The organism is Streptomyces bluensis (assembly GCF_014650715.1).
GTDB classification, from domain to species: Bacteria; Actinomycetota; Actinomycetes; order Streptomycetales; family Streptomycetaceae; genus Streptomyces; species Streptomyces bluensis.
This window is the reverse complement of record NZ_BMVM01000011.1, coordinates 188133-208979: the sequence shown is the minus strand read 5'-3', so window position 1 is coordinate 208979 and position 20847 is coordinate 188133. Positions and strand designations below refer to the sequence as shown.

General features: G+C 67.5%; 13 protein-coding genes and 1 pseudogene. 9 read left to right on the top strand and 5 right to left on the bottom strand.

What is annotated here, in order from left to right:
* The first annotated feature begins 616 nt into the window (after positions 1-616).
* From IE262_RS25925 to IE262_RS25905, 5 genes are all read left to right on the top strand, one after another.
* Positions 617-2167, top strand: coding sequence for a hypothetical protein (locus tag IE262_RS25925; RefSeq protein WP_189876991.1), 1551 nt, complete (start codon positions 617-619; stop codon positions 2165-2167).
* On the top strand, positions 2164-2979 hold the full coding sequence (locus IE262_RS25920; protein WP_189876989.1) for a hypothetical protein: 816 nt from the start codon (positions 2164-2166) through the stop codon (positions 2977-2979). Before IE262_RS25925 ends, IE262_RS25920 begins: the two co-directional genes overlap by 4 nt.
* Positions 2980-3000: 21 nt before the next feature.
* The gene (locus IE262_RS25915) at positions 3001-7461 is read left to right on the top strand and encodes a coiled-coil domain-containing protein (protein WP_189876987.1); all 4461 of its coding nucleotides are present in this window, start codon (positions 3001-3003) and stop codon (positions 7459-7461) included.
* The gene (locus tag IE262_RS25910) at positions 7458-8510 is read left to right on the top strand and encodes a Wadjet anti-phage system protein JetD domain-containing protein (protein WP_229877471.1); all 1053 of its coding nucleotides are present in this window, start codon (positions 7458-7460) and stop codon (positions 8508-8510) included. Before IE262_RS25915 ends, IE262_RS25910 begins: the two co-directional genes overlap by 4 nt.
* A gap of 215 nt (positions 8511-8725) precedes the next feature.
* On the top strand, positions 8726-9193 hold the full coding sequence (locus IE262_RS25905) for an NUDIX hydrolase (RefSeq protein ID WP_189876985.1): 468 nt from the start codon (positions 8726-8728) through the stop codon (positions 9191-9193).
* Positions 9194-9303: 110 nt separating this feature from the next.
* Here the strand turns inward: IE262_RS25905 and IE262_RS25900 are convergent, their stop codons facing one another.
* Entirely contained in the window at positions 9304-9528 is a 225-nt protein-coding gene (locus IE262_RS25900; RefSeq protein ID WP_189876983.1) for a 6-carboxytetrahydropterin synthase, read from the bottom strand.
* A complete protein-coding gene (locus IE262_RS39665; protein ID WP_229877493.1) occupies positions 9528-10172 on the bottom strand; it encodes a 7-cyano-7-deazaguanine synthase in 645 nt (214 codons plus the stop codon). The genes IE262_RS25900 and IE262_RS39665 overlap by 1 nt, the downstream gene beginning before the upstream one ends.
* Before the next feature lie 210 nt (positions 10173-10382).
* Here IE262_RS39665 and IE262_RS39660 point away from each other — a divergent pair, with 210 nt between their 5' ends.
* Positions 10383-10970, top strand: coding sequence for a DUF6461 domain-containing protein (locus tag IE262_RS39660; protein WP_229877470.1), 588 nt, complete (start codon positions 10383-10385; stop codon positions 10968-10970).
* Between the two features lie 34 nt (positions 10971-11004).
* On the opposite strand, the gene IE262_RS25885 is transcribed toward IE262_RS39660, so the two are convergent.
* The 3 genes and pseudogenes from IE262_RS25885 to IE262_RS25875 all read right to left on the bottom strand — a co-directional run bounded on the left by IE262_RS25885 (position 11005) and on the right by IE262_RS25875 (position 14518).
* A complete protein-coding gene (locus IE262_RS25885) occupies positions 11005-12336 on the bottom strand; it encodes a hypothetical protein (RefSeq protein WP_229877469.1) in 1332 nt (443 codons plus the stop codon).
* 605 nt (positions 12337-12941) lie between these two features.
* Positions 12942-13254: pseudogene (locus tag IE262_RS25880) on the bottom strand (transposase); the annotation flags it as partial.
* A gap of 376 nt (positions 13255-13630) precedes the next feature.
* Complete coding sequence (locus IE262_RS25875; protein ID WP_189876977.1) at positions 13631-14518, bottom strand: DUF5655 domain-containing protein; 888 nt, start codon at positions 14516-14518, stop codon at positions 13631-13633.
* Between the two features lie 409 nt (positions 14519-14927).
* On the opposite strand from IE262_RS25875, the gene IE262_RS25870 reads away from it, so the two are divergent.
* From IE262_RS25870 to IE262_RS25860, 3 genes are all read left to right on the top strand, one after another.
* Complete coding sequence (locus tag IE262_RS25870) at positions 14928-16163, top strand: helix-turn-helix transcriptional regulator (RefSeq protein WP_189876975.1); 1236 nt, start codon at positions 14928-14930, stop codon at positions 16161-16163.
* A gap of 92 nt (positions 16164-16255) precedes the next feature.
* Complete coding sequence (locus IE262_RS25865) at positions 16256-17500, top strand: restriction endonuclease-related protein (protein ID WP_189876973.1); 1245 nt, start codon at positions 16256-16258, stop codon at positions 17498-17500.
* On the top strand, positions 17497-20820 hold the full coding sequence (locus IE262_RS25860) for an ATP-dependent DNA helicase (RefSeq protein ID WP_189876971.1): 3324 nt from the start codon (positions 17497-17499) through the stop codon (positions 20818-20820). The genes IE262_RS25865 and IE262_RS25860 overlap by 4 nt, the downstream gene beginning before the upstream one ends.
* Positions 20821-20847 lie beyond the last annotated feature (27 nt).

Here is a 20847-nt window from a genome sequence, read left to right as displayed (position 1 = left end):
GCGCTGCACAGGGACGAACTCGGGTACCGCCTGGGCTGCGCCGCGTCTCCACGCTGTTAACCGCCATCTTGTTCTCCCCGTAGTGTCACCACGCCGGGAGCTACACCCGGCTATGGCCCTCGCCTTGGTAGCGGGCACTTGCGGCCGACACAGCGAGAAGATCTGCGGCTGTGCGCCCCCCGCGCGCGTCGCGGCGGGACAGCGGTGACGTCGCAGAAACCGGTCCGACGCCCCGGTCTGGGATGGCACACGCAGATAGCACGAAAGCCCCGGTTAGCGAAACCGCGGATCGTCACCACCATGAGAGTCCTGCGCCGTACCTGCACCGACCCCCGAGAGGCCCGTCCCGCATGCCGACCCCAAATCGCATCCGCGCGTGCGTACCGCTCACCACCGGCCTGCGCGCCCAGCGGGCAGGGTCCGCGACGGCGCCAGGCGATCGCATCAACCGGTCCGGTCAGGGAACGATCCGTGAAGATGCATGGCCCCTTTTGCACGGGAGGTGCGCGCCTCATCCCCCTCTCTGCCGACCGCTCCGGTTCGGCCCCACCGCGATTGTCAGTGCCACGTTCTAGCGTGAACTCACAGTGGAAAAAGGGCGATTGGAGCCTTCCGGGTGATCTTTGAGGAGCCACGGGCGGTCTACGAGAGCATTACCTCACGCATGAAGGCGCTGGCGGTGGTTCGCCCGCTACTGGCGCTCGACAGCAGCAAGGCCAAGGCCGAGCGGGGGTGGGAGGGCTACCGCCTGGCCGAGCTGGCGCTGGCCGCGATCGATGTCGTCACGCTGCGCACGGACATGCGCACGGCGGTCCGCCAGGAGACGGTGGTAGATCATGTGGCCGAGTTCGCCGCGCTGCAGCTGCCGGGACGCCCAGTTGAGGAGTACCGGGCCGTCGCGCGCTGGGTGACCGAACGGCTGATCAACACCGAGGAGCGCGACCGGGCGTTCCATCACGCGATCGGCAGCGTGACGGACGAGGGGTTCGAGACCCGTATGACGTCCTTCCAGATCCTCAAGGAGGTGCCCGACCATGTGGGGCAGGCGGCGCTGATTGCCACGGATGCGGCGATCACCGTGCTGGTGCACGCGATCGATGTGGACATCGCTTCCGAACAGATCGCCGCCGAGGCCAAGCTGGAGGCGCTGCTCAAGCGTGCCCGTATCGGCGAGGCGTGGCAGATCGCGCACACCGCCCGTCTACAGAGCATCCGTTACGCCAAGGACATCCACGGGCGTATCGAGGCGATGAAGCGGAACGTGCGGGCAGTGGACTGGGATACGGAGGTCAAGGAGACCGTCGACGAGGCCCTGGAACACGTCCGCAGCCGCTCCGCGACTGAGCAACAGCTCAAGGAACGAGTCGACCAGCTGCTGGAGGTCACTGACGACGTGCAAAAGCGCCGGCAGTTGGAGGGGCTGGGCGCGCTGATCGTCGAATGCATGCAACGGCATTCGGTGCTCATCGACATGCTGTTGAAGGTCGGCCCGGAGTACCGGCGCCAACAGGACCGCCAGGTGTTTGTTGCGCCGACCCTGCACGCCCGGGTGCACATGCACGAGCAGCTCCTGCAACCGGTGATGGAATTTTCCCTGGATGCCTGCCTCGGCCCCTTGGAAGCGTTCACCCGGGCTGTCCTGGGCCCGCAGCAGCCCCGCGTGATGTATCTGCCGGACTACTTCGAGGCCCTGACCCGCGTCAGCGAATCAACCGCGGGGGACCTGGTACCGGTCGCACACGACGACGACCCGGGCGACGGCGAGCACACCACCGTATTCAGCGACGCGCAGCACGAGGCGGTGGACGCCCTGCTCGACTCTGCCACCGACCGGGGAGTGCGGCTGTCCGTACTGCTTGGCTCTGCCCGCCTGCCCGGCCCCGGCATGGGTTCTGAATCCGGCACGGACGCACTCCTGGCGATGCGCGTGCAGCAGCTCTTCCGGCAGGTGCCGGTGCGTCAACTGGCCGTCGGCGAACCTGCCGTCGTGGCTGTCGACGACGGCACCGACCTGGTGGACGAACGCTTCGGTGGCAGCGACTTCCTACTGATCCGCACCCAATCGCAGCACCCGCTCCCGCCCGGGCCATCCGATGCCCCTACCGCCGCCGAGGACCGGATGTCGTCGGCGGAGCCCATCCCTGACCGTGACCAGGAGAGCGCGTGACCCAGCACGAGGACATTGCAGACGCCGCCCGGATGGTCGCTCTGGCCCTGGCCCGTGGCAAGGCACCGGCCCGCTCCGGCGCGTACGCGCGGCTGGTCCGGCGCTTCGAGACCGAACCGGACTTCGCCCAGATCGTACGGAAGATCGCCCAGGGCTTCGACCTGACGGTGTTGGAGGTCCACCGCATGCCGGGCCTGGTCCTGGGGACCACCCCGGAGACCGACTTCGCCGTCTCGGTGCCCGACCTGGTCCCGCAGACCGCCGACCGGCCGCTGTATCTGCTGGCCCAGCTCGCCATCGCCGCCCTGGCCTTCCCCCGACCGGAGGACCTCGACGACGACGAGCACGTCGGCCGAGTCACGGTCAAGCGGGTGGACGAGGAGGTCCGTTCTCTGGCCCGGGCCATCGAGCACCGGCTCGCCCAAACCGACGCCGACACCGACCCCCCGGCCGGCCAGCCAGGCCTGGAGGGACTGTGGCGGGCCTATCTGCGCCGCAACGCCACCGGCACCACGCGAGCGGACAAGACTCCCAGGACGGTGACCTACTCCCTGGTGCGCCGGGCCCTGACCCACCTGGCCGAGCACGGCTTCGTGCGCAAGGTGAGCGACGAGGACGCCGGCACGTACGCCACCAGCGTCAAGTACCGGCTGCAGATCCGCGACCAGGCCGCCGGCGACATGCTGCGGGAACTGGCGGCCCTGGGCGTTGCCGCCCTGCCCTCCCGCGACCAGGCCGCCACCTCCGAGTCGGCGGCAGACACCGCCCTGAGCGCCGATGACGCCCTGCCGGGTTCGCCGCTGCCCCATTGACCTGCCGTAAGGACGCCTGCCATGTACGAACTCAACCGGATTCTGCTGCGCAACTTCGGCCCCGTCGACGCACGATACGAAGACGTCACCCTGGACTTCTCCGGCGCCGGCCCGGAGGTGGAGACCGCCTCGCTGATCCCGGCCGCCGGCCACGTCACCCACCGCCCGGCCCCGGCCAACCTGATCATGCTGCAGAACGGCGGCGGCAAGGGCGTACTGCTGACCGGCATTACCTGCACGACCATCCCGCACCGCCACCAGGACGTGGAGGCGCTGCGGAACTTCACCGTGTCCCTGGCACAGCCCTCCCACGTGGTCCTCGAATGGGCCGACACACGCACCGGACGCCTCCTGGTCACCGCCCAGATCCTGGCCCCGGACCGCGAGGGGAAACTGCACCGCCGTTTTTACAGCTTCCACCCGGCCGCCGCCCTGGACGCCGACCGTCTGCCCTTCCACCGCGACGGGCACTGGCTGCCGTTCGAGGACTACTGCACCGAGCTGCGCGACGTGCAGCGCCGCGTCGACGCCCTGGAACTGCGCATCGAGGACGGCCAGGAGCGATGGGAGAAACACCAGCGCACCCTGGGGCTGCAGCCCGATCTGTTCGACGTGCAGCGCCGGATGAACGCCAAGGAGAGCGACGCGGCGGCGGCGTTCACCACCACCACATCCGACGCCTTTGTGGACTGGCTGCTGCGCAAGGCCACCGACGACGACCAGTACGCCGAGCTGGGCACCGCCTTCCACTCCTACGCCCAGGCCCACGACCAGCGCGCCGCATGGGACAGGGAACGACAGTTCGCCCTAGCCATGCAGCGAGCGTGTGGCGAGGTCGCTGGGCTTCACCAGAGGCGGCAGGAGACCACCCGCGCCGCCGAGGGTGCGCAGCAGCAGCTCGTACAGCTGACCGCCGCTGTCCAGCTCCGCGAGCGGCAATTGTCCGACGCATTCACGGTTCACGCCGACGCTGTCACCGACACATACCGCGAGCACGAGGAGGCAAAGCGGGTGGCCGAACGGGCCGAGCGGCGCGTGCACCACGTACGCCATCACGCCAGCACCCTCGAACTGGGCGCCCTCCGGGCAAAGCAGCGCAGCGCCGAGCAGGACAAGAAGGAGACCGAAGCCGAGAAGGCGGGCTGGGAAATGGTTCCGGCGGCGCTGCGCCATGCGCAGGCCCAGGACGATCACGCCCGCGCCCAGGAGGCTCTCAGCCTGGCAGAGCGCACCGCCGCCCCTTACATCATGGCCGTCCACCAGGCAGCAGCCGACCTGCGTGCCGGGTACGCCCGCGCCGAGGCCGCCGCCCTGGAGAAGGTCCGCCAGCTGACCGAGGCTAACCGGCAGACCGAGACCGGCATCGAGCAGTGGCAGCGCCGCCGCGAACGGCTCCTTCAAGACACCGGCGCGGCCCAGGCCGATCTCCGCGCGCTCCGTGAGCAGATCGACTCCTTCACCACCACGCTGGATCGGGCCCGCCGCGACCGGCTCGTCGAGCCCGACGAACAGGCCGGGGACGCCGCGGCCCGCGCCGAGGCGCACACCTGCCACCTCGGCCAGCTCATGGACGAGGCCAAACAAGCACGTCAGGCCGCCCGCACGGGGCGCGATCAGGCGCACCAGCACCTGGCCGACGTACAGCGGCGGGCACTGTCCGACCGTGCCGCGGCCGATGCGGCGCTCGCCCAGACCGACCGGCTGCGCCAGCAGGCCACGGCCGTCCAGTCCCTGCCGCTGTGCGCCGACCTCCTCGAAGCCGAGCCCGACGAGCTGCGCGCCGCCGACGCGCTGGAGTTGCTCCATGAACATGCCGCCGTGCTGGGGGAGGCCGCCGGACGCCGCATCGCCCATCTGGAGACCACGCTCACCCGGACCCGCATCAGCCTGCGCGAGGACCAGGACCTGCTCGACGTGCTCGATACGAGCGGGGGCCTGCACCCGGCCAGCCCTGCCGTGCGGCACCTGTGTGACGACCTTGTCGCGCACGGCATCGCGGCCTGGCCCGGCTGGCGGTGGATGCACGACAACGTGCCCGCCAACGCCCACCCCGGGGTCATCCGCGCGCACCCCGACCTGATCGGTGGAATCATCGTGGGCGGGGCCGACGGCCTGGACACCGCTCGCCGCCACCTGGAACAGACCCGCCCCCTTCCGGCCGCCGCCGTGACCGTGGGCACCGGCGAGCGTCTGCTGAGCCCAGCCGCCACCGACAACGACCGCTTCGTGATCGAGCCTTCCCCCGCCCTGCACGACGAAGACGCCGCCGGACGCGAACGAGGCGAGGTCACCGCGCGCATCACGGCCGCCACCCGCCAGCTGCAGGTCCTCGACACGCGCCTGGCGGAGGCACGGGAGCTGGAGCGGCACCTCGCCAACTGGCTGGACGCCTGCGCACAGATGCCCGTCCCCGACCGCCTCGCCCAGCTGAACGACTTGCAGACCACCGCCGCCGCGTCCGAGACCGCCGCCCAGGAGGCCCGCGACGCGGCCGAGAGGCACGACGCCACCCTGCACGAGGCGGAGCAGGCGTACGAGGAGCTCGTCGACCGGACCGGTGAAGCCCAGCGCGCCCTGCACGTCCTCCGGCAGCTGGCCGGCGCCGAGACCGAAGCCGCCCAGGCCCACAACCGCATCGCCGTCCTGACCGCGCAGTGCCAGGAGTGGCGGACCGAAGCCGACGATCTGCGTGCCGCGTGCAAGCGGGCCGAAGCGGAGCTGCTGCGCCGCGCCCAGGCCATCGAAGCCGCCCGGCAGGAGGCCGACACCCACGCCGAAAGCCACCGCGCCGTCCCCGCTCCGCCCGGCGGCGACGCGACCACCGAACCCGGCGCACCGCACGAGCCTCTCCCCGTACTCAAGCACCGCTACGAGCAGGCCCTGGACGAGCTGCGCGCCGTCCAAGTGGGCGAAGACCAGCAGCAGCGCGCCACCCGCGCTGAAGAACACCTTCTGAGGTGCCAGAGGGAATGGAACCAGGTGCCCGGGCCGATTCAAGCGCTCGCCCAGAAGTTCAGCGCGGACCCGCGGGCCACCGACGAGGTCCAGCGCCACGCCATCCTGCGCAACCTGGCCGGACAGCTCACCGACCTCGACGACCGGCTCAACGCACTGCGCGACAAGGAGAGCGAGCTGAAGGTCCGCACCGACCACCTCCAGTCCGCAGCCTCGGCAGCACCGCTGACCGGCGAAGAGGCCGCCGCCTGGACGCCGACCACTCTGGAGGACGCCACCGCCCTGGGTGCCCGCGCGGCACGGGAGCTGGAGGAAGCCCGTACCACGGAGCGCGGCGCGTCCGAACGCTACAACGGCGCCCGCCGCAGCCAGGCCAACAGCAGCCGCGACCTGGCGGCGTTCCGGTCCGTCCTGCCGCGCCTGGAAAGCGCCGCCCACGGTCTCGACCTGCCCGCCGAAGCGAACCCCTATCCGGGCACCGCCGAGGCTGCCGAGGCAGAAGCCCGGCAGGCCGCCGAGGAATACCGCACCCGCCACCAGGCCGCCCACGACGCCGACCGCGCTCTGGAAACCGGCGTCAGCCGCCTTAAAGAGGAAGCCGCCGACGTCCGCTTCGAAGGACTCGACATTCCGCTGCGCACGCAGATCTCCGCCCTGGGCGGCGCGAAGATCCCTGCCCTGGCCGAGAACTGGACCCAGGCGCTCGGCTCCCGCATCGCCGCACTGACCAGCGACTTGCACGCCATGGCCAAGACCCGCGAAGCCCTCGCCTCGCAGCTCGGCGCCCACGTCACCGATCTGCTGCACCGCCTCGACCAGGCCAGCCGCTTCTCCGCCTTCCCCGACGGCGACGCGCCCTGGGCCGGACAGAAATTCCTCACGATCCGCTACAAGAAACCCGACCAGCAGCCCCTCGCCGCCGCGATGCGCGAAACCGTTGACGCCCTCGCCCAAAACCCCCGCACCCGCAAACTCAAAGGCATCGACGTCGTCCTGCGCTGCCTCAAGGAGGCCGTACCCCGAGGCTTCACCGCCGAGGTCATGAAGCCCAACGCCGCCAGGCGGATCACCCGGGTGCCCGTAGAGAAGATGGGCACCACCTTCTCCGGCGGTCAGGAACTCACCGGCGCCATCCTCCTCTACTGCGCCCTAGCCGCGCTGCGCACCTCGCCCGGCCCTCGCAGCCGCACCCGCAACGGCGGACTGCTGCTCCTGGACAATCCGATCGGCCGCGCCAACGCCGCCTACCTCGTCGACCTCCAGTTCGAGATGGCCGCCGCCCTGGGCATCCAGCTCATCTACACCACCGGCCTGAGCGACGAAGAGGTCACCGCCCGCTTCCCCATGTGCATCCCGCTGCGCAACGACGCCGAAGCCCGCGCCGGCCTGTCCCTGATCCGCCTCGACGAGCGCATCCGCCACGCCCTCGTCCCCGCCCCGCGCATCACCCCCGACGACGGCGCCGCCGCCCCGTCCGGCTACCTCCACTCCGCGCGCCTGTACACGAAGGAGTCCTCCGCTCAATGACCGCCGGTTCTTCCCCGCCACTGTCACCCGCAGCGGCCAGCCTCAGCGCCGCGCTGCAGGCCCGAGCCGAGAAGGCCACCATCTCCCGCGCCACTCTCGTCGAAGCATTCACCGCGGCCCTGCCCGGCCTGGCCAGCGGAGAGCACTCACGCACCGCGCTCGCCACACTCCTGCACGAACTCGCGGACCACCGCCTCCTCACCCTGCCCACCAGCAGCGCCCGCTGGGACGCCGGCCGACCACGCCTGCCCGAACAAGTCCGCCTGCCCACCGCCACCCCGGCCACGCCGCGCGCGCCTCGCCGCCCCGTCTCCTGGCGCCCGGAACTCGACTGGGCCTACACCGCCCGTCTCACCTCCGCCCAGACCGAGGACCTCCTCGCATGCAGCCGCTGGTTCCGGGACAGCAGCAACGCCCCCGATCGGCGTACGCCGATCCCGCTGCGCGAGCGGTCCTACGAGATCTTCCGCGACGAGAAACGTCTCGACGCCCTCATCTCTGGCGCGCTATTCGCCCCCGGGCGCCTCACCCTCGATCAGCTGGCCACCTACCGCCAGCCGCCCCCGCTCGCCCACCACCAAGTCGGCGACGGCAACGCCCTTCTGGTGGTGGAGAACAGCGACACGTATGCCACCCTCCACGACCTGCTCTCCAAGCAGCCCGGCCGCACCCGGTTCATCGCCTTCGGAGCCGGACGATCCTTCGAAGCCTCCGTCAGCCGCCTCACGGAACTCCCCGGCATCCACCGCATTCTCTATTACGGCGACCTCGACGCTGACGGCCTGGCCATCCCCGCTCGCGCATCCCTCACCGCCCTCCAACACGGTCTGCCCCCGATCCAACCGGCTACCGGCCTCTACCGACTTCTCCTCGGCCACACCCCCACCCCCTCCACCCCCATCGCCGACGACCGCGCCCAGACACTCGCCGCTTGGCTGCCCACGCCCCTGTCCGCACAGGCCCACAACCTGCTCACCGCCGGCCAACGCCTCGCGCAGGAAGCCACCAACCGCAACCAGCTCTCCATCGACTCCAGTTGGCGCACTTGACGTCGCACTGACGACCGCCTCGCAATCTCCAGCAGCCACCCAGGTCCTAGAGCCACCCACAGACGGAGAGGCCAGCCCTCACCGAGCAGAAGAGCGACGACGCCGCAGAGCTGCCCAGACACCTCCGCACAGACCCCGCCTTCCAGAAGGGGTGGTGACGCGAGGCACACTGGGCCAGCTTGCCGCCGTAACGTAAGCAGAGGTGGGTCCAACCCATGATCGAGATCGTCAAGCGCAGTGCCCGTGCCATCCTCATCGACGGGGATGAGTTGGTGCTCATAAAACGCACGAAGCCGGGCCAGGAGCCGTACTGGGTCACGGTGGGCGGCGGAGTCGAGGACGAGGACCCCACCATCGAAGCGGCACTGCACCGCGAGGTGTTCGAGGAGCTAGGCGCCACACTGCAGCGCGCCGAGCTGGTTCACCTGATCAGTGACGGACTGAACGGGGGTATCGGCATCCAGCACATCTTCGCCGCCCGCCTGTACTCCATGAACCTGAGCGCCCGGACCGGTACAGAGTTCAGCAAGCCTGAGCGGGGCGGATACGAGGTGGTACGGGTACCGTTCACAGCCGAGACCATTAGGGAACTCAAGCTGATGCCTCCGCAGTTGGCCGAGTTCATCGTCGCCAATACCGCGGCGATCGCCTCCGTGCTCGACACACCGATCCGCGCGGCGTGAGTACCGGTGGACGCCTGCGCGGTGGGCTTTCTCACCTTCAGCGCTCGTGGCATCGCGAGGTGAGGAACAAAAGCAGGTCTGGGGAACAAAGGGAGCGCCGGTGGGGAATTTCAAGGGTCAGGCACTACCTCGTTGAGGAGTTGGTGGTCGAGCACCGCGTCGATGTGTTTCTTCACCGGCGCGAGCACACCGAAGTCCACGACGAAACCTGGGCTGGACAAGGTCTCGGAGGCCAGCACGACCTCCGCGGTAAAGGTGCGGCCGTCGAGCCGACCGTCCACCTCGCGAGTCGCTTCGAAGCGAAACTTCTTCCCGATGCGCCACAGGCCGCTCATCAACGCTCCCTTGTGGGCGCAGCAGCGTAGCGGGTGGGGTCAGTGATGCCTGCGCGCTCGAAGGCCTCCCTGCGTTCCCAGCAGGTCCCGCACGTGCCGCAGTGCACATCACCGCCCTTGTAGCACGACCATGTCAGCTCGAACGGCACGCCCATTTCTGCCGCTGCCGTCACGATGTCTGTCTTCGTGACGGTCAGGAACGGCGCGACAAGCTGAAAGTCCTCAACAAGGAAGCCCTCGTTGCCGACGCGGATCGTACGGGCCAGTTGTTCGAGGAACCCCGGCCGACAGTCGGGATAGATCGTGTGATCGCCGGCATGGGCCCCGAATGCGACGGTGTCCGCCTTGGCCGCAACGGCGACTCCTGCTGCTACTGACAGCATGATCGCGTTGCGAGTGGGGACGGCCGTGACCCGCATGCTCTCGTCTGTGTAATGCCCGTCGGGTACGCCCACTGACGTGTCAGTGAGAGCCGATCCCCCCAGCAGGCGTCCCAACCCGCTTAGGTCGACGATCTCGTCTGACCACCAAGCTGTTCGGCGATGATGGGCCGTCCTGCGGATGCACAGCGGCAGTTCGTCACCCGTTGTCGAGCAGCGCGTCGAGAGATGCGAATCCGGCTCGGTAGCGGATAGCGAGTTCACTTGCTTCAGGAGTGGCTGGTCCACCAGCCCGATAGCCAACGGTTGCTGAACCAGTAGTTCCCTGCGGTTTGTTGCGCTGCTTTGGGACGAGGTGTCGGCGGTACAATTTGTTTCACCGATGCGAATGGGCTTGTGGGCACGGGATGTTGACCGTGCCCAGGACCCGGTCACGGCACGCCCTACACCTGTTGAGCTGAAGGACGCTAGGTAGTGACGGAATCTGTATTGGCCGGGTGTGTGCCCTGGGATCACTTCGGCATCACGTGTGTGCGCGGGCCTTCGCTCGACGAGGTGCTGTCGCGCCTGGGTGTCGCCGATCAGGCACCGTATCCGCTGTGTACTCCCGAGGAGGCGTTGCAGTGCTTCGGGTGGGACGAGCAGACACCGGCGGTGAGGGTGTGCCGCAGCGGGGATTGGATCTTTCTTCTCGATGTTGATGCGCACGGCAGGTTGCTGCAGCCGTCGGTGCTCTCTGGCTTGTCCATGGGGACCGAGGCAGTGTCGGTGTGGTATCAGATGGCGGGTACGACCCGCATCGTGCACGCGCGGGACGGGGAGATCATGGCCGACTTCGATGCCTGGGCGGTTCATATGACAACGGGCGCGGATACCTCTCGCATCCGTAGTGCTCTGGCTGACGTCGGCTTCTTCCCTGAGGATGAAGACGACTTCGACGACGATTGGTCCCCGTCTGCGATGGCGTTGCTGGCGCTGGAGCGCGCATTTGGGCTGACGCTTTCCCCGGGGGTGGCCAAGGGTGCCCTTCCGACGGTCAGCCTCCAGCACTTGCGAGGCTGACCGCCCGGCCATCGGTGGCGTGTCTGTCAGGGAGTTAGAAGGTGACTCTTATCCAGAACGGGTCGTCGTCTGCGAGCAGTACGTCCTTGATGAACACGCCGTAGGCTCCGCCCAAGTCAGTGTTCAAACTCCTGGGGATGTGGCCGCGCACGCATTTTTCGCTGCCGGAGACGGTCCCGACCGTTGTCACGGTGGGCCAGTCCAGAGCCAGGTCGTTCGTGGTTCCGGCGCGGACTGCGGTGACCTGGGCGCAGTCCTTACCGTGGTCAACGCCGTTGAGTGCACCGCTTTCGTAGGTGCCAGCGAAGGGGAACTCGTCGCAGGAGTCGTCCTGGATGGCCGGGTCAGGAGTGAACTTCGTCGTTCCGCAGATCGCGCGTCGGTTGCTGTCCTGCTGCGAGGGGCTTTGCAGGCGGTGGAGCGGCTGGCCGGTTCCGCGCAGGCCCCAGTGACCGGAGAGGTTGTTCTGGGCCCACTCAATCATGTCCGCGGACGAGCCGTACTGCGCCCGTGAGACGTGCAGTGTTGGGGTGTACCAGGGAACCACGCAGCCGGCCTTGTCGAGACTGGAGAGCTTGTTGTCACAGCGAACTTCGGCGCCGCCCCATGTGATCGGCGGCAGCAGGTCGATGGCCTCGGGTGCGCCGATGGAGAGTTGGTAGTCGAGGTCGATGTAGTCGTAGACGGTGGACGGCACGTCCCTAAGGGTGTAGGTCGTTTTGAGGTTCTGTCCGTCACGGATGGAGGTCTGCACCCAGGGCTTGGTGCTCTTCGGGGTGCAGGTGGCGGAGCAGTTGGTCGTCCACGACACACCCAGGTTGGCGGGCAGCGTCCCGGTGGAGGACAGCATGGTGATCTGGTCGGTCTCGGTCCACTGCAGGCTGTTGGTGGCCAGGTCCAGTTGCTGCGCGGTGGCGAACAGAGCCGTGCCGAGCACCTTGCCGTCGCTGTCCCGGTAGGTGTACTTCACGTTCGGGTAAATCTGGCATTGCATGGTCCGGGTGGCGTACCAGGAGCCGTCCTCGTCACCGGTGCAGTCGTTCACCGGCAGCGGAGCGTCGAGCGCTGCAGATGCACCAGCGTTTCCGGCCGTTACGCTCGACGCAAGAGCTGCTTTACCCTCGGCGGGTGTGAGCTGGGTCAAGCAGTTGTACCGGCGAGGTGCGGTGGCGGTGCGTGCCGCTCGTTCTGCGGCCTCTGTGCAGTCTTCCTCGCTGGGGCCGGACCGGGTGGCGCTTCCATCCAGGCGCTCTTTGTCCGATGCGGGGGGAACCTGACTGGTGGAAGCCGAGCGCCGGTCGGCGGTGTCTGCAACAGAAGCCGTCGATTGAACTGTCGCTCCCACGAGGAGCGTGGAGGTGATCAAGGCAGGCAGGAGGATGCGTCTTAACACGGACTACCTTTCAGTAGCGCCGCAGAGCCGTCTGAAGGTCCGTGGCTCTCAAGGGCGGGAATCGTCGACATGATCGCAGCGGCGTTTTACATGGACAAGACGACCCGTCAGGCGAAAAGAGCATGGTCTTGGCTGCCCGAACGCCCATACAAGGCTGCGGACATGCTGTTTTTCTGCCTCCGATGCTGTCCGTTTCGATGTCCGTACGCACATGTCAATGCAGACTTCAGTCGCTGACTCAAAAAATGAACCTCGTGATCTCACTCACAATGCGAGCCGAGGACATTGTTTCCAGATCATTTCTCCCTACCTGCCACATTCGTCCTGCCGGTGACGATGTGCCCAGCATTGGGAACGGCTTCAGCGGACGCGGCAGGGGGAATCGGGCAGCGACCTCAACGAGCACCAAGCCCAACACCGAAGCGAGCAACCTCTTCGCGACGCCCCACGACGGTACCTTCCACGAACTCCAGCTCGCCGCAACCGAGAGGCCTAACAGGGGGCACCCGCACACGAGGGCACGGTCGAAATGAGCCGGGTCGCCTGCCGCTGGCGACGGCAAACCAGTCGGCGCGTCAGTCGAAGCGTCGTTGGGTGGGATCGATGCGGCTCAAGAGGGCGCGGATCAGGTCCTGGTCGGTGCCGTCATCGCGCCACTTGGTGAAGTAGTACATCACCGCACCGTGCGGCGGCAGGTCGTGCGGAAGCAGGTCCCACTGGCAGCCGGTGCGGCCCCTGGTAGAGGAGCGCGTTGACGATCTCCCGCATCGCGTACCGGCCCTGGTGACCGCTGGCCGAGCGGTGTGCGGCCTTCCATGCGGCGATCACCGGCTCGACAAGCGCCCACTGCTCGTCGGACAGGTCGGCCTTGTAGGGCTTGCGCTCGCTCACGTTGCTGAGCCCAACACGCCCGAGCCCGCCGACCGGCCGGAATAGCGTGCTGCCACACGTTCAGGTGACAGCAAATCGCCTATGCACTTAAATACCGACCTCTGAGGGCGAAAACTCCTTCAGCGGCGCCACGTGCAGTGTCAGCGAATCCTCGCCAACCCGTTCCACAGCCCGGATGTTCAAGCCGTCAATCGCGCCGTACTGCCGTACCAGATTCGGGCGCAATATAGCGGCGGAGTCCCGGTTACCGAAACCAGGACTCCGCCGCACCATTGGTAGTCCACCGCCATTCCTTTGACCGCCGCTTGGAAAGACAGCACACGACGACCTCTCACAACCGAATAACTCGCCAGTGGTCCTCCCGGCTGTGAAGCAGCTACGCCACGGCGTAGCCAAGACGGAAAAGGTCCTCGGCCCGCTCCAAGTCCCGGTCCGTGCGCAACTGCACCTCCAGGTCCCCCGTTCCGTGGTGACCGAGTCCCGTGACATCACGGGTGAACCCCGGCACCAGGTCTACCTGCGTGGGGTCCACCTTGAGGTACACGAGCAGCTTGGACTGCTGCGGGGTGCACACGCAGGCGAAGTTGCGCAGTCGCCGGAAGGCGCGGTACTGCTGGCGCTGCACCGCGATCACGTCGTCACCCAGACCACGCAGGACCTCATCCACGGCCGCCGCAAGCTCCTCCATCGCACCCGCCCCCGCACACGCGCGCGGGGCTCCCGGCACGCGGCTTCCTGCCCGGGTGCCCACAGGCTGTCCGGTGACAGAAGCCACGGTCTGCAGGCTGAGATGGTCGGTGCCGTAGAAGCGGTAGCGGACCAGGTCGATGCTGCGCCGGTGCTCGCGCACTGCATGGACGTCGTAGCGGCTGAAGTCGCCGGCCACGCAGATCAGCCGCGGCGCGGTCCACACGACCTGGGCCGCCACCGCCGATCCCAACCGCTCGCGCACCAGCCGGTGGAAAGCATCCCTGTGGTCGAGGAGCCAGGACATGTAAAAAAGGCCCTGATTGATCAGGCCGGCGTCGGTGCCGCGCTTGTACTCGACGATCACGGGAGCGTTGTTCTCGTCCAGGCCGAGCGAGTCGATGCGTCCCCCGTGCACGGCACCGGTGCTGTACTCGCTCGCCAGGAACCGCACCCCCAGCATCGTCTGCATGTGCCTCTCGATGAGGCCCTGCACATCCGCCTCGACATCAGCAAGACGCGGCGCGACCTCCGTCACACCGCCATCTGTCGTGTGGAACAGCTTCAGGCCCGACACCTTCCCCTCCTCGGCTCGGAGATCGACAACGCCGGGCGGGTGCAGAATTGTTTCCGCCAGGGGCTTCCGTGCCGTGGAGAAAACGTGAGGCCCTGCGTTCGGCCTGATCGGGGAGCGCCTGCGTCCCTCGGTCACCAGGGATCTACGATCCCACCATGTGTCCTCCGCGTCCCGGGGGACAGCGCTGGGAAGCTGGGTTTACGTAGGTCAACCCCCCGTAGCTCAGTGGATAGAGCACGTGCCTTCGAAGCACTCACTCCTTACTCCGGAGCGCGAGCGCGGGGCCCATGGGGACTAAGTACAGCGACTGAACTTCGTGCACTCCCCGCACTCGCTTGAACTCACTTTCAGGCTGATAGCCACTCTGCGAGTAGTTGCCATGAAGTCTTCACTGGGGTTCCCTACGGGTATGCCGAGGCGTCTGCTGGCCATTGAGCACACCAAGATCCGGGCGCTGCGCGAGCAGGCTGGGCTTACTCCGCAGGAGCTTGCCGACCGTGTGGGGGTCACGTACCGCGTGGTCGTGTACTGGGAGGAGGGCAGGTATGTACCTGAAGCCAGGAACGTGCGGCGGCTCGCCGATGCTCTGGGCTGCACCACCGCCGACCTCACGGGAACGCCCAGCGGGTCCGAGACACTAGTTGACCTCCGGTATGCCGCTGGCCTCACCGCAGAAGAGGTCGCCACCCGTCTTCGCGCGACTGCCGTCGGCTGTGATCTGTTCGTGGACGCACACAAAGTCCGCAGCCTGGAGCGGGGCCGTCAGGTGTCCGGCTGGAACTGGAGGAAGCCGGGACACACGGGCCGACTCGTGCAGCAGCTGGCCGCCGTGTACAAGGTGCCCGTCCGGATGGTGATGGACGCCTGGATGCGCACGCGGCCGAGAGATGAGCCCCCGCGTCTGCCCGAGCGGGAGCGGCACGGTCCGCCGGCGTCAGCGGTCGAGGGCTGGGAGGGGCTGAATGAACGGCAGCAGGTCTATCTGGGGGAAATCCTGCGCGATGACCAGATGACTGAAACTGAGATGTGGATGCGCCGGCAGAACCAGGTCAGGGTTCCGCCGGCCAAGCAGTGGCGGAGGTTGCCGTTCACTCTCGACGCACCCACCGAAGTAGTCGGTCACACGCGCCTTCAGCAGCGCCTGCGGAGCGCTGGCGTCCACGATCAAGGGGCCGGGGCCACCCTCCACTCCCTGGAGCGGCTGGGACTGATCAAAGTGACCAAGGACCGCGTAGAGGTTCCGGGGGTCGGCGAGGTAGACCGGATCCTCGTGGAGATTACGCGCCGCGGCCGTGCCTGTGCCCGCGCCGGGCTGGGAGAGCCTGCGGAGTCGGCGCCTCCCGCGCATCTGCTGTCTGAATGGCTGTGGGGCGTTCTGCTGCGTGTCGCCGCGGCCGGCCCGGAGGGTCTCCACGAGAGCGAGCTGACGGGTAAGTCCCTGTTCTACTTGGCTGTTGGCTATCGGCCGAAGCGCCAGGCGCATCCCAGTAGAGGTTTCATCGAACTACGTCCCCGGATGGCACCGGGCGATACGCACGTCCTCGAATACCGGTGGCACACCACCGCTCTCGGGCAGCAGCACATTGCCTCCTACCTGCATGTCTATACGGAGATATACCCAGCTGCGGCGTCTCAAGCGCAATGATCATTTAGGGCGGTCCGAGGCCGTTCCGGGGGCATTGTCAGACCCGTGCTCTACCGTCGTCTCCCGTGACGACCCATGTCGATGATGACGGCTTGACGTTCTCGCATTTCGAGGCGTTCCGCCTGATCAACTTCACCTTCATCAAAGCCTGTCAGACGATCACCGCACCGGACCTGACCCCGAGGGACCGGGCCGAAAAGTTGATGCGGTACCACGGGGACTTGCTCGCCGCGTACGGCCCCGGAGTGCCTCTGTCGTTCGGCGAGTTCCGCCGAAGGCTGCGCGGTCCCGTCGACGGCCTGCTCCCACCGTGGCTGGACCGGTCCGGCTTCGGCGATCTGGACTTTCCCGTTGTCGACGCCGAGGGCTGTGTCACCGGCAACGCCTTCGATCTGCAGTGGGAGACCTCCCAGTTGCACCGGATTTTGAAGCGGCTTCGGCGGATCGGCCGGATGCGGTTCACCGAGGAGCAGCTTCAGGACGAAATCGACCAGGATCAGATGTACGAGATCCTCAAAGGCCGCGGTGACGCCCAGTACGTCAAGGACCGGACCACGCTGGTGGAATGCCCGGCCGGCACGGCCGCGGAGCTGAACAAGCGCGGCCTGCCCCTCAACGCGATCGGCTTCTACGAGCCGATCCCCTACCACGCCGTCTACCGCACCTGGTGGTTCCCCTGCACGGTGTGCAAGTGGCCCATGAAGATCAGCAAGCGGATGAGTGCTGGCCGCGAGTACTACCGCGTCGCCTGTCTCTATGGCCGTCACGCCGATACCGGTGCCAGCTTCATGTTCCGGCCCACGTCCGGAGACGCGCCGCAGCTGCATCCGGACAGTCCCGACACCCCGGCTCCGCACGAGGCAGCGCTCGCGCTGGGCACCACTGGTGCCGTGCCGGAGGCGAAGCCGGTCGAGGGGCACCTGGCCCTCAAGCGCGGCGTGTGGCGCTACACCTGTGTGCCCGGCCTGCACGAGCTGCGTCTGCACACCGTTCTGCGGGAGCGGCTGGCCGCCGCACTGGCCGATGTGGACGAAGCCGTCAGGCTCTGGCCGATGAGCGATGCCTACGATCATCGCATCGAGGTCAAGGGCCCTGACGGGAGCACGCACGTCTTCACCGTGGATGTGAAGGACTACACCCACGGCCGCGTCCTGGCCGAGAGCCTGCACCGCAACGAGGGCGACAAGGGCGGCGCCGAATGGCTCGTCGTTCCCGACCACCGGGCCGACCAGATCCCCCTGCTGACCGTGACCTGCCACAAGTACGGAATGAAGGCCGCGACCATGACCGACTTCGCCAAGATGGTCTGCCAGAGCGCCGGGGTGGTGTGGGCATGAGCCAGATGACTGTCAGGGACGCCTTCGTCCGCGCCGCGCTGGCCCTGGCCGCCCACTACTTCCCGCAGCAGGACGACGACGGCAAGCCGCTGGCCTCCTTCCGCCACGCGGCGTTCTTCGCCAGCTGCAAACCCCAGGCATGGGAAAGATGGAATGAGCTGGGCAGTGAGGAACGACTGCTCGTGGCCGAGGTGATGAAGCTCAGCAACCCCGACCTCACCGACGAGAAGCGGTTCGCCTCCGCCGCGCGGATCCTCTTGGGCGCCATGGACAACGCCGACGACGAGGACGAGGAGACCACCCTCCAGCTGTTCACCTTGGCCGGTGATCCTCTCACCGCCACCGCGGCCTACCCCCTGTTGGGAGGGGACTACCTCGGCTACGCCAAGAGCCTACTTTCGCCCTACCGGCGGCCGAGCAGCCGGCGCAAGCCCCACGAGTTCGCAGCGCCGGGCCAGACGTACGAGACGAGTGAACGCACCGAGGGCAACGAGATCGTCCACGGGCGCGTGACCATCCCCCGCTTTCCCGCTTTCACCCAGCCTCTCGGCCACGACACGCTTCCCGCCCTCACCACCCGGCCCAACGTCGGCACGGTCCCGGTCTACGTCCAAGATCTCAAGGACATCGCACAGCTCCTGGACACCCAGTACGAGGACACAGAGGCTGGCCCCTGGTTGCACAAGGTGCTGACGGGCCTGCTCGACCGGGTCAAGGCACGCGACACCGGCACCGTCAACGTGCTGGACCTCCTGGCCGGCAGCACCCAGATCTTCCACGCGCCCACCGGAACCGGTAAGTCCGTGCTGGTCCGTCTCCTGGGCTCGTGGGCTGCGCTCAACGACTACCGCATCACCCTCCTCGTCCCTGATGTGAAGGCCACGCTCGCCTCCGTCTGGGACATCAGCCGCGACCTCGAGATCCTGCACGAGGCAGGCAAGACCGAGCACCTGGCGACGTGCGCTCCGCTGATGTCGCCGTCTTCACGGCACGAACGGGCCCTCAAGCACGCGGCCCTCGTCAAGGAGGACCCCGACGCCCCCGGGGAGTGGGGCAAGCGAGGCCGCCGTGACGTCGACCACCTCGCCTATGGATGCGCACAGCAGCACTGGCTCGACTCCGCCGGCGTCTACCGCCCCGGCAAGGAGAACTGCCTGAGCCTGCGCGGCGGCGGAGAGATGCTGGCCTGCCCCTGGATCCCGACCTGCGGCAAGTTCACCCCCGCTTACCAGGCCGCTGACGCCACGGTGATCGTCACCAACCACCACAACTTCATCCAGGGCACCATGCGGGTGGGCATCCAGATCGACGGCCGCCCGGTCCGGTCCGTCACCGTCCGCGAGTTCGTGCTCCGCGCCAGCGATTTCGTCATCATCGACGAGATCGACGCCTTCCAGGCCGTCGCCGTCGACCGCTGCGCCACCACGGTCGACCTGCACTCCCGGCGCCCGTGGACCGCAGAACCGCAGGTCCTGGACACCGCGGCCAAGCACCTTCCTCTGCGCTTCGAGGACCAGCTCATCGAACCGGTCAGCCATGTCCGGCTCATGGCCGAGTCTCTGCTGACCGGCCTGTGCACCAAGGCATTCCGCCTCAACCACCACGACGACGCCCGAGTCCCGCGGCTGAGGCACGAATACGACTACGAGGGCTGGCGCCTGCCACGCTCCAAGGACCGCGAGCTCATCAGCCTCCTGTTCCCCGAATACCAGGTCAGCGACGGCCAGCCGCTTCCCCCTGAGGCCATCGCCCGGCTCAACGCGCTGGTACCGGCACCCGACCTCGGCGAAGACGACGAGACGGCTCCTACACCCATGCTCTTGGACCCCGAGTGGGAACGAGTTAGCAGCGTCCTCGGGGCCGTCGTGTCGCCGCGCGGCATCAACCAGCGCGATGCGCTCAAACTCAGGCTCCACGAGGCCCTCGCTCCGATGATCAGCGACGGCCGCACACGCAATCGGGCCATCGACCACCTACTCATCCGCACGCTGATGAGCGAACTGGACGTGTCGCTCGCCGTTCTGCGCGACACCGCCCAGTCCCTGCGTCACTCCGGGCTCCTCAGCGCCAACCGCATCATCGACTCGATGCGCTCCGGCGGCATCGCCGACGTACTTCCGCACGGAACAATCGGCAGGCCGATCAACGGCTACCGGGTCACCGGCATGAAGAACCCGGAGAAGGACGCCAAGCTCGCCACGCAGCATATGGCCGGCGACCCGCACACCTACGTGTCGGAACTCGGCGGACTCGTTTCCCTGATCACTGCCGGCGTGGAGCGGCCCATCTTCGGGCTCTCCGCCACGGCCTACTTCCCCCAGGCGGTCAAGGAACACGTCCACGCCCCCGTAATGTGGTGGATGACCGACGCCCAGGAAGAATCTATCCTGGTCGAGTCCTCGGCCGTCACCTACGGCAACGGCCACCGAAAGGCCGGAGAACGCATCCCGATCGCCGGCCAGTTCCCCTCCGACAAGCCCGAAGCCCTGCGCGAAATCGGTGAACGCCTGTACGAGACAAAGCTGTCGAGGAAACTCACGCGCCTGGCCAAATCGGAATCGACCCGCACCCGCGCCCGCGTGATCCTCACCGCCAACAGCTACGAACAGTGCGGCCACATCGCCACCGGCATCGCCAAGGCGAAAGGGCTCTCCCACCGCGTGTGCGTCCTCGTCCGGGAAGAAGACCGTCTCAGCAACGTCCGCTACCTCCCCGACCCGTCACTGGTCCGCCGCATCACCGTCGAAGAGGTCGAGGAATTTCCCCAATTCGGCGACATCCTGATCGCCCCCCTGGCTAACATCGCCAGAGGACTCAACATCGTCGTCAATCTCCGCTCAGCCATCCACTCCATCTACCTGTGCGTGAGGCCCCCGCTGATCATCGACGATCCCACCTGGATGTACGGCAGCGTCAACGCCGCAGGCATCAACTCGCTGCCCGCCAGCGGAACCGCGGACCCCATCGAGGCTCTACAGAAGGCCCGCACCGCAGCACGCGATCACCTGGCCACCATCCTGCGCTCCTCCCCGCAACTGTCGACCATGGACCTCGTCCTCCAGGAACAGATGGTCGCCGGAATGCTGGTGTCCCTCATCCAGCTCGCCGGCCGAGCCCGACGCGGCGGCACCAACATGGAACTGCACTTCGTGGACTACGCCTTCCACGACGAGACCTGGAGCTCCGACCTGGCCAGCATCATCGAACGCATGGCCGGCCGGTGGCTGCCGGAAGAACGCCAGCAGATGGCCGAACTGTACGGCGAAGCGGTCAACGCATTCCTGACCTACGCAGGCGTCGACCTCGCCCTTTCCGCATAGCCCAGCGCTTCTCCCGAGAGAGATCAC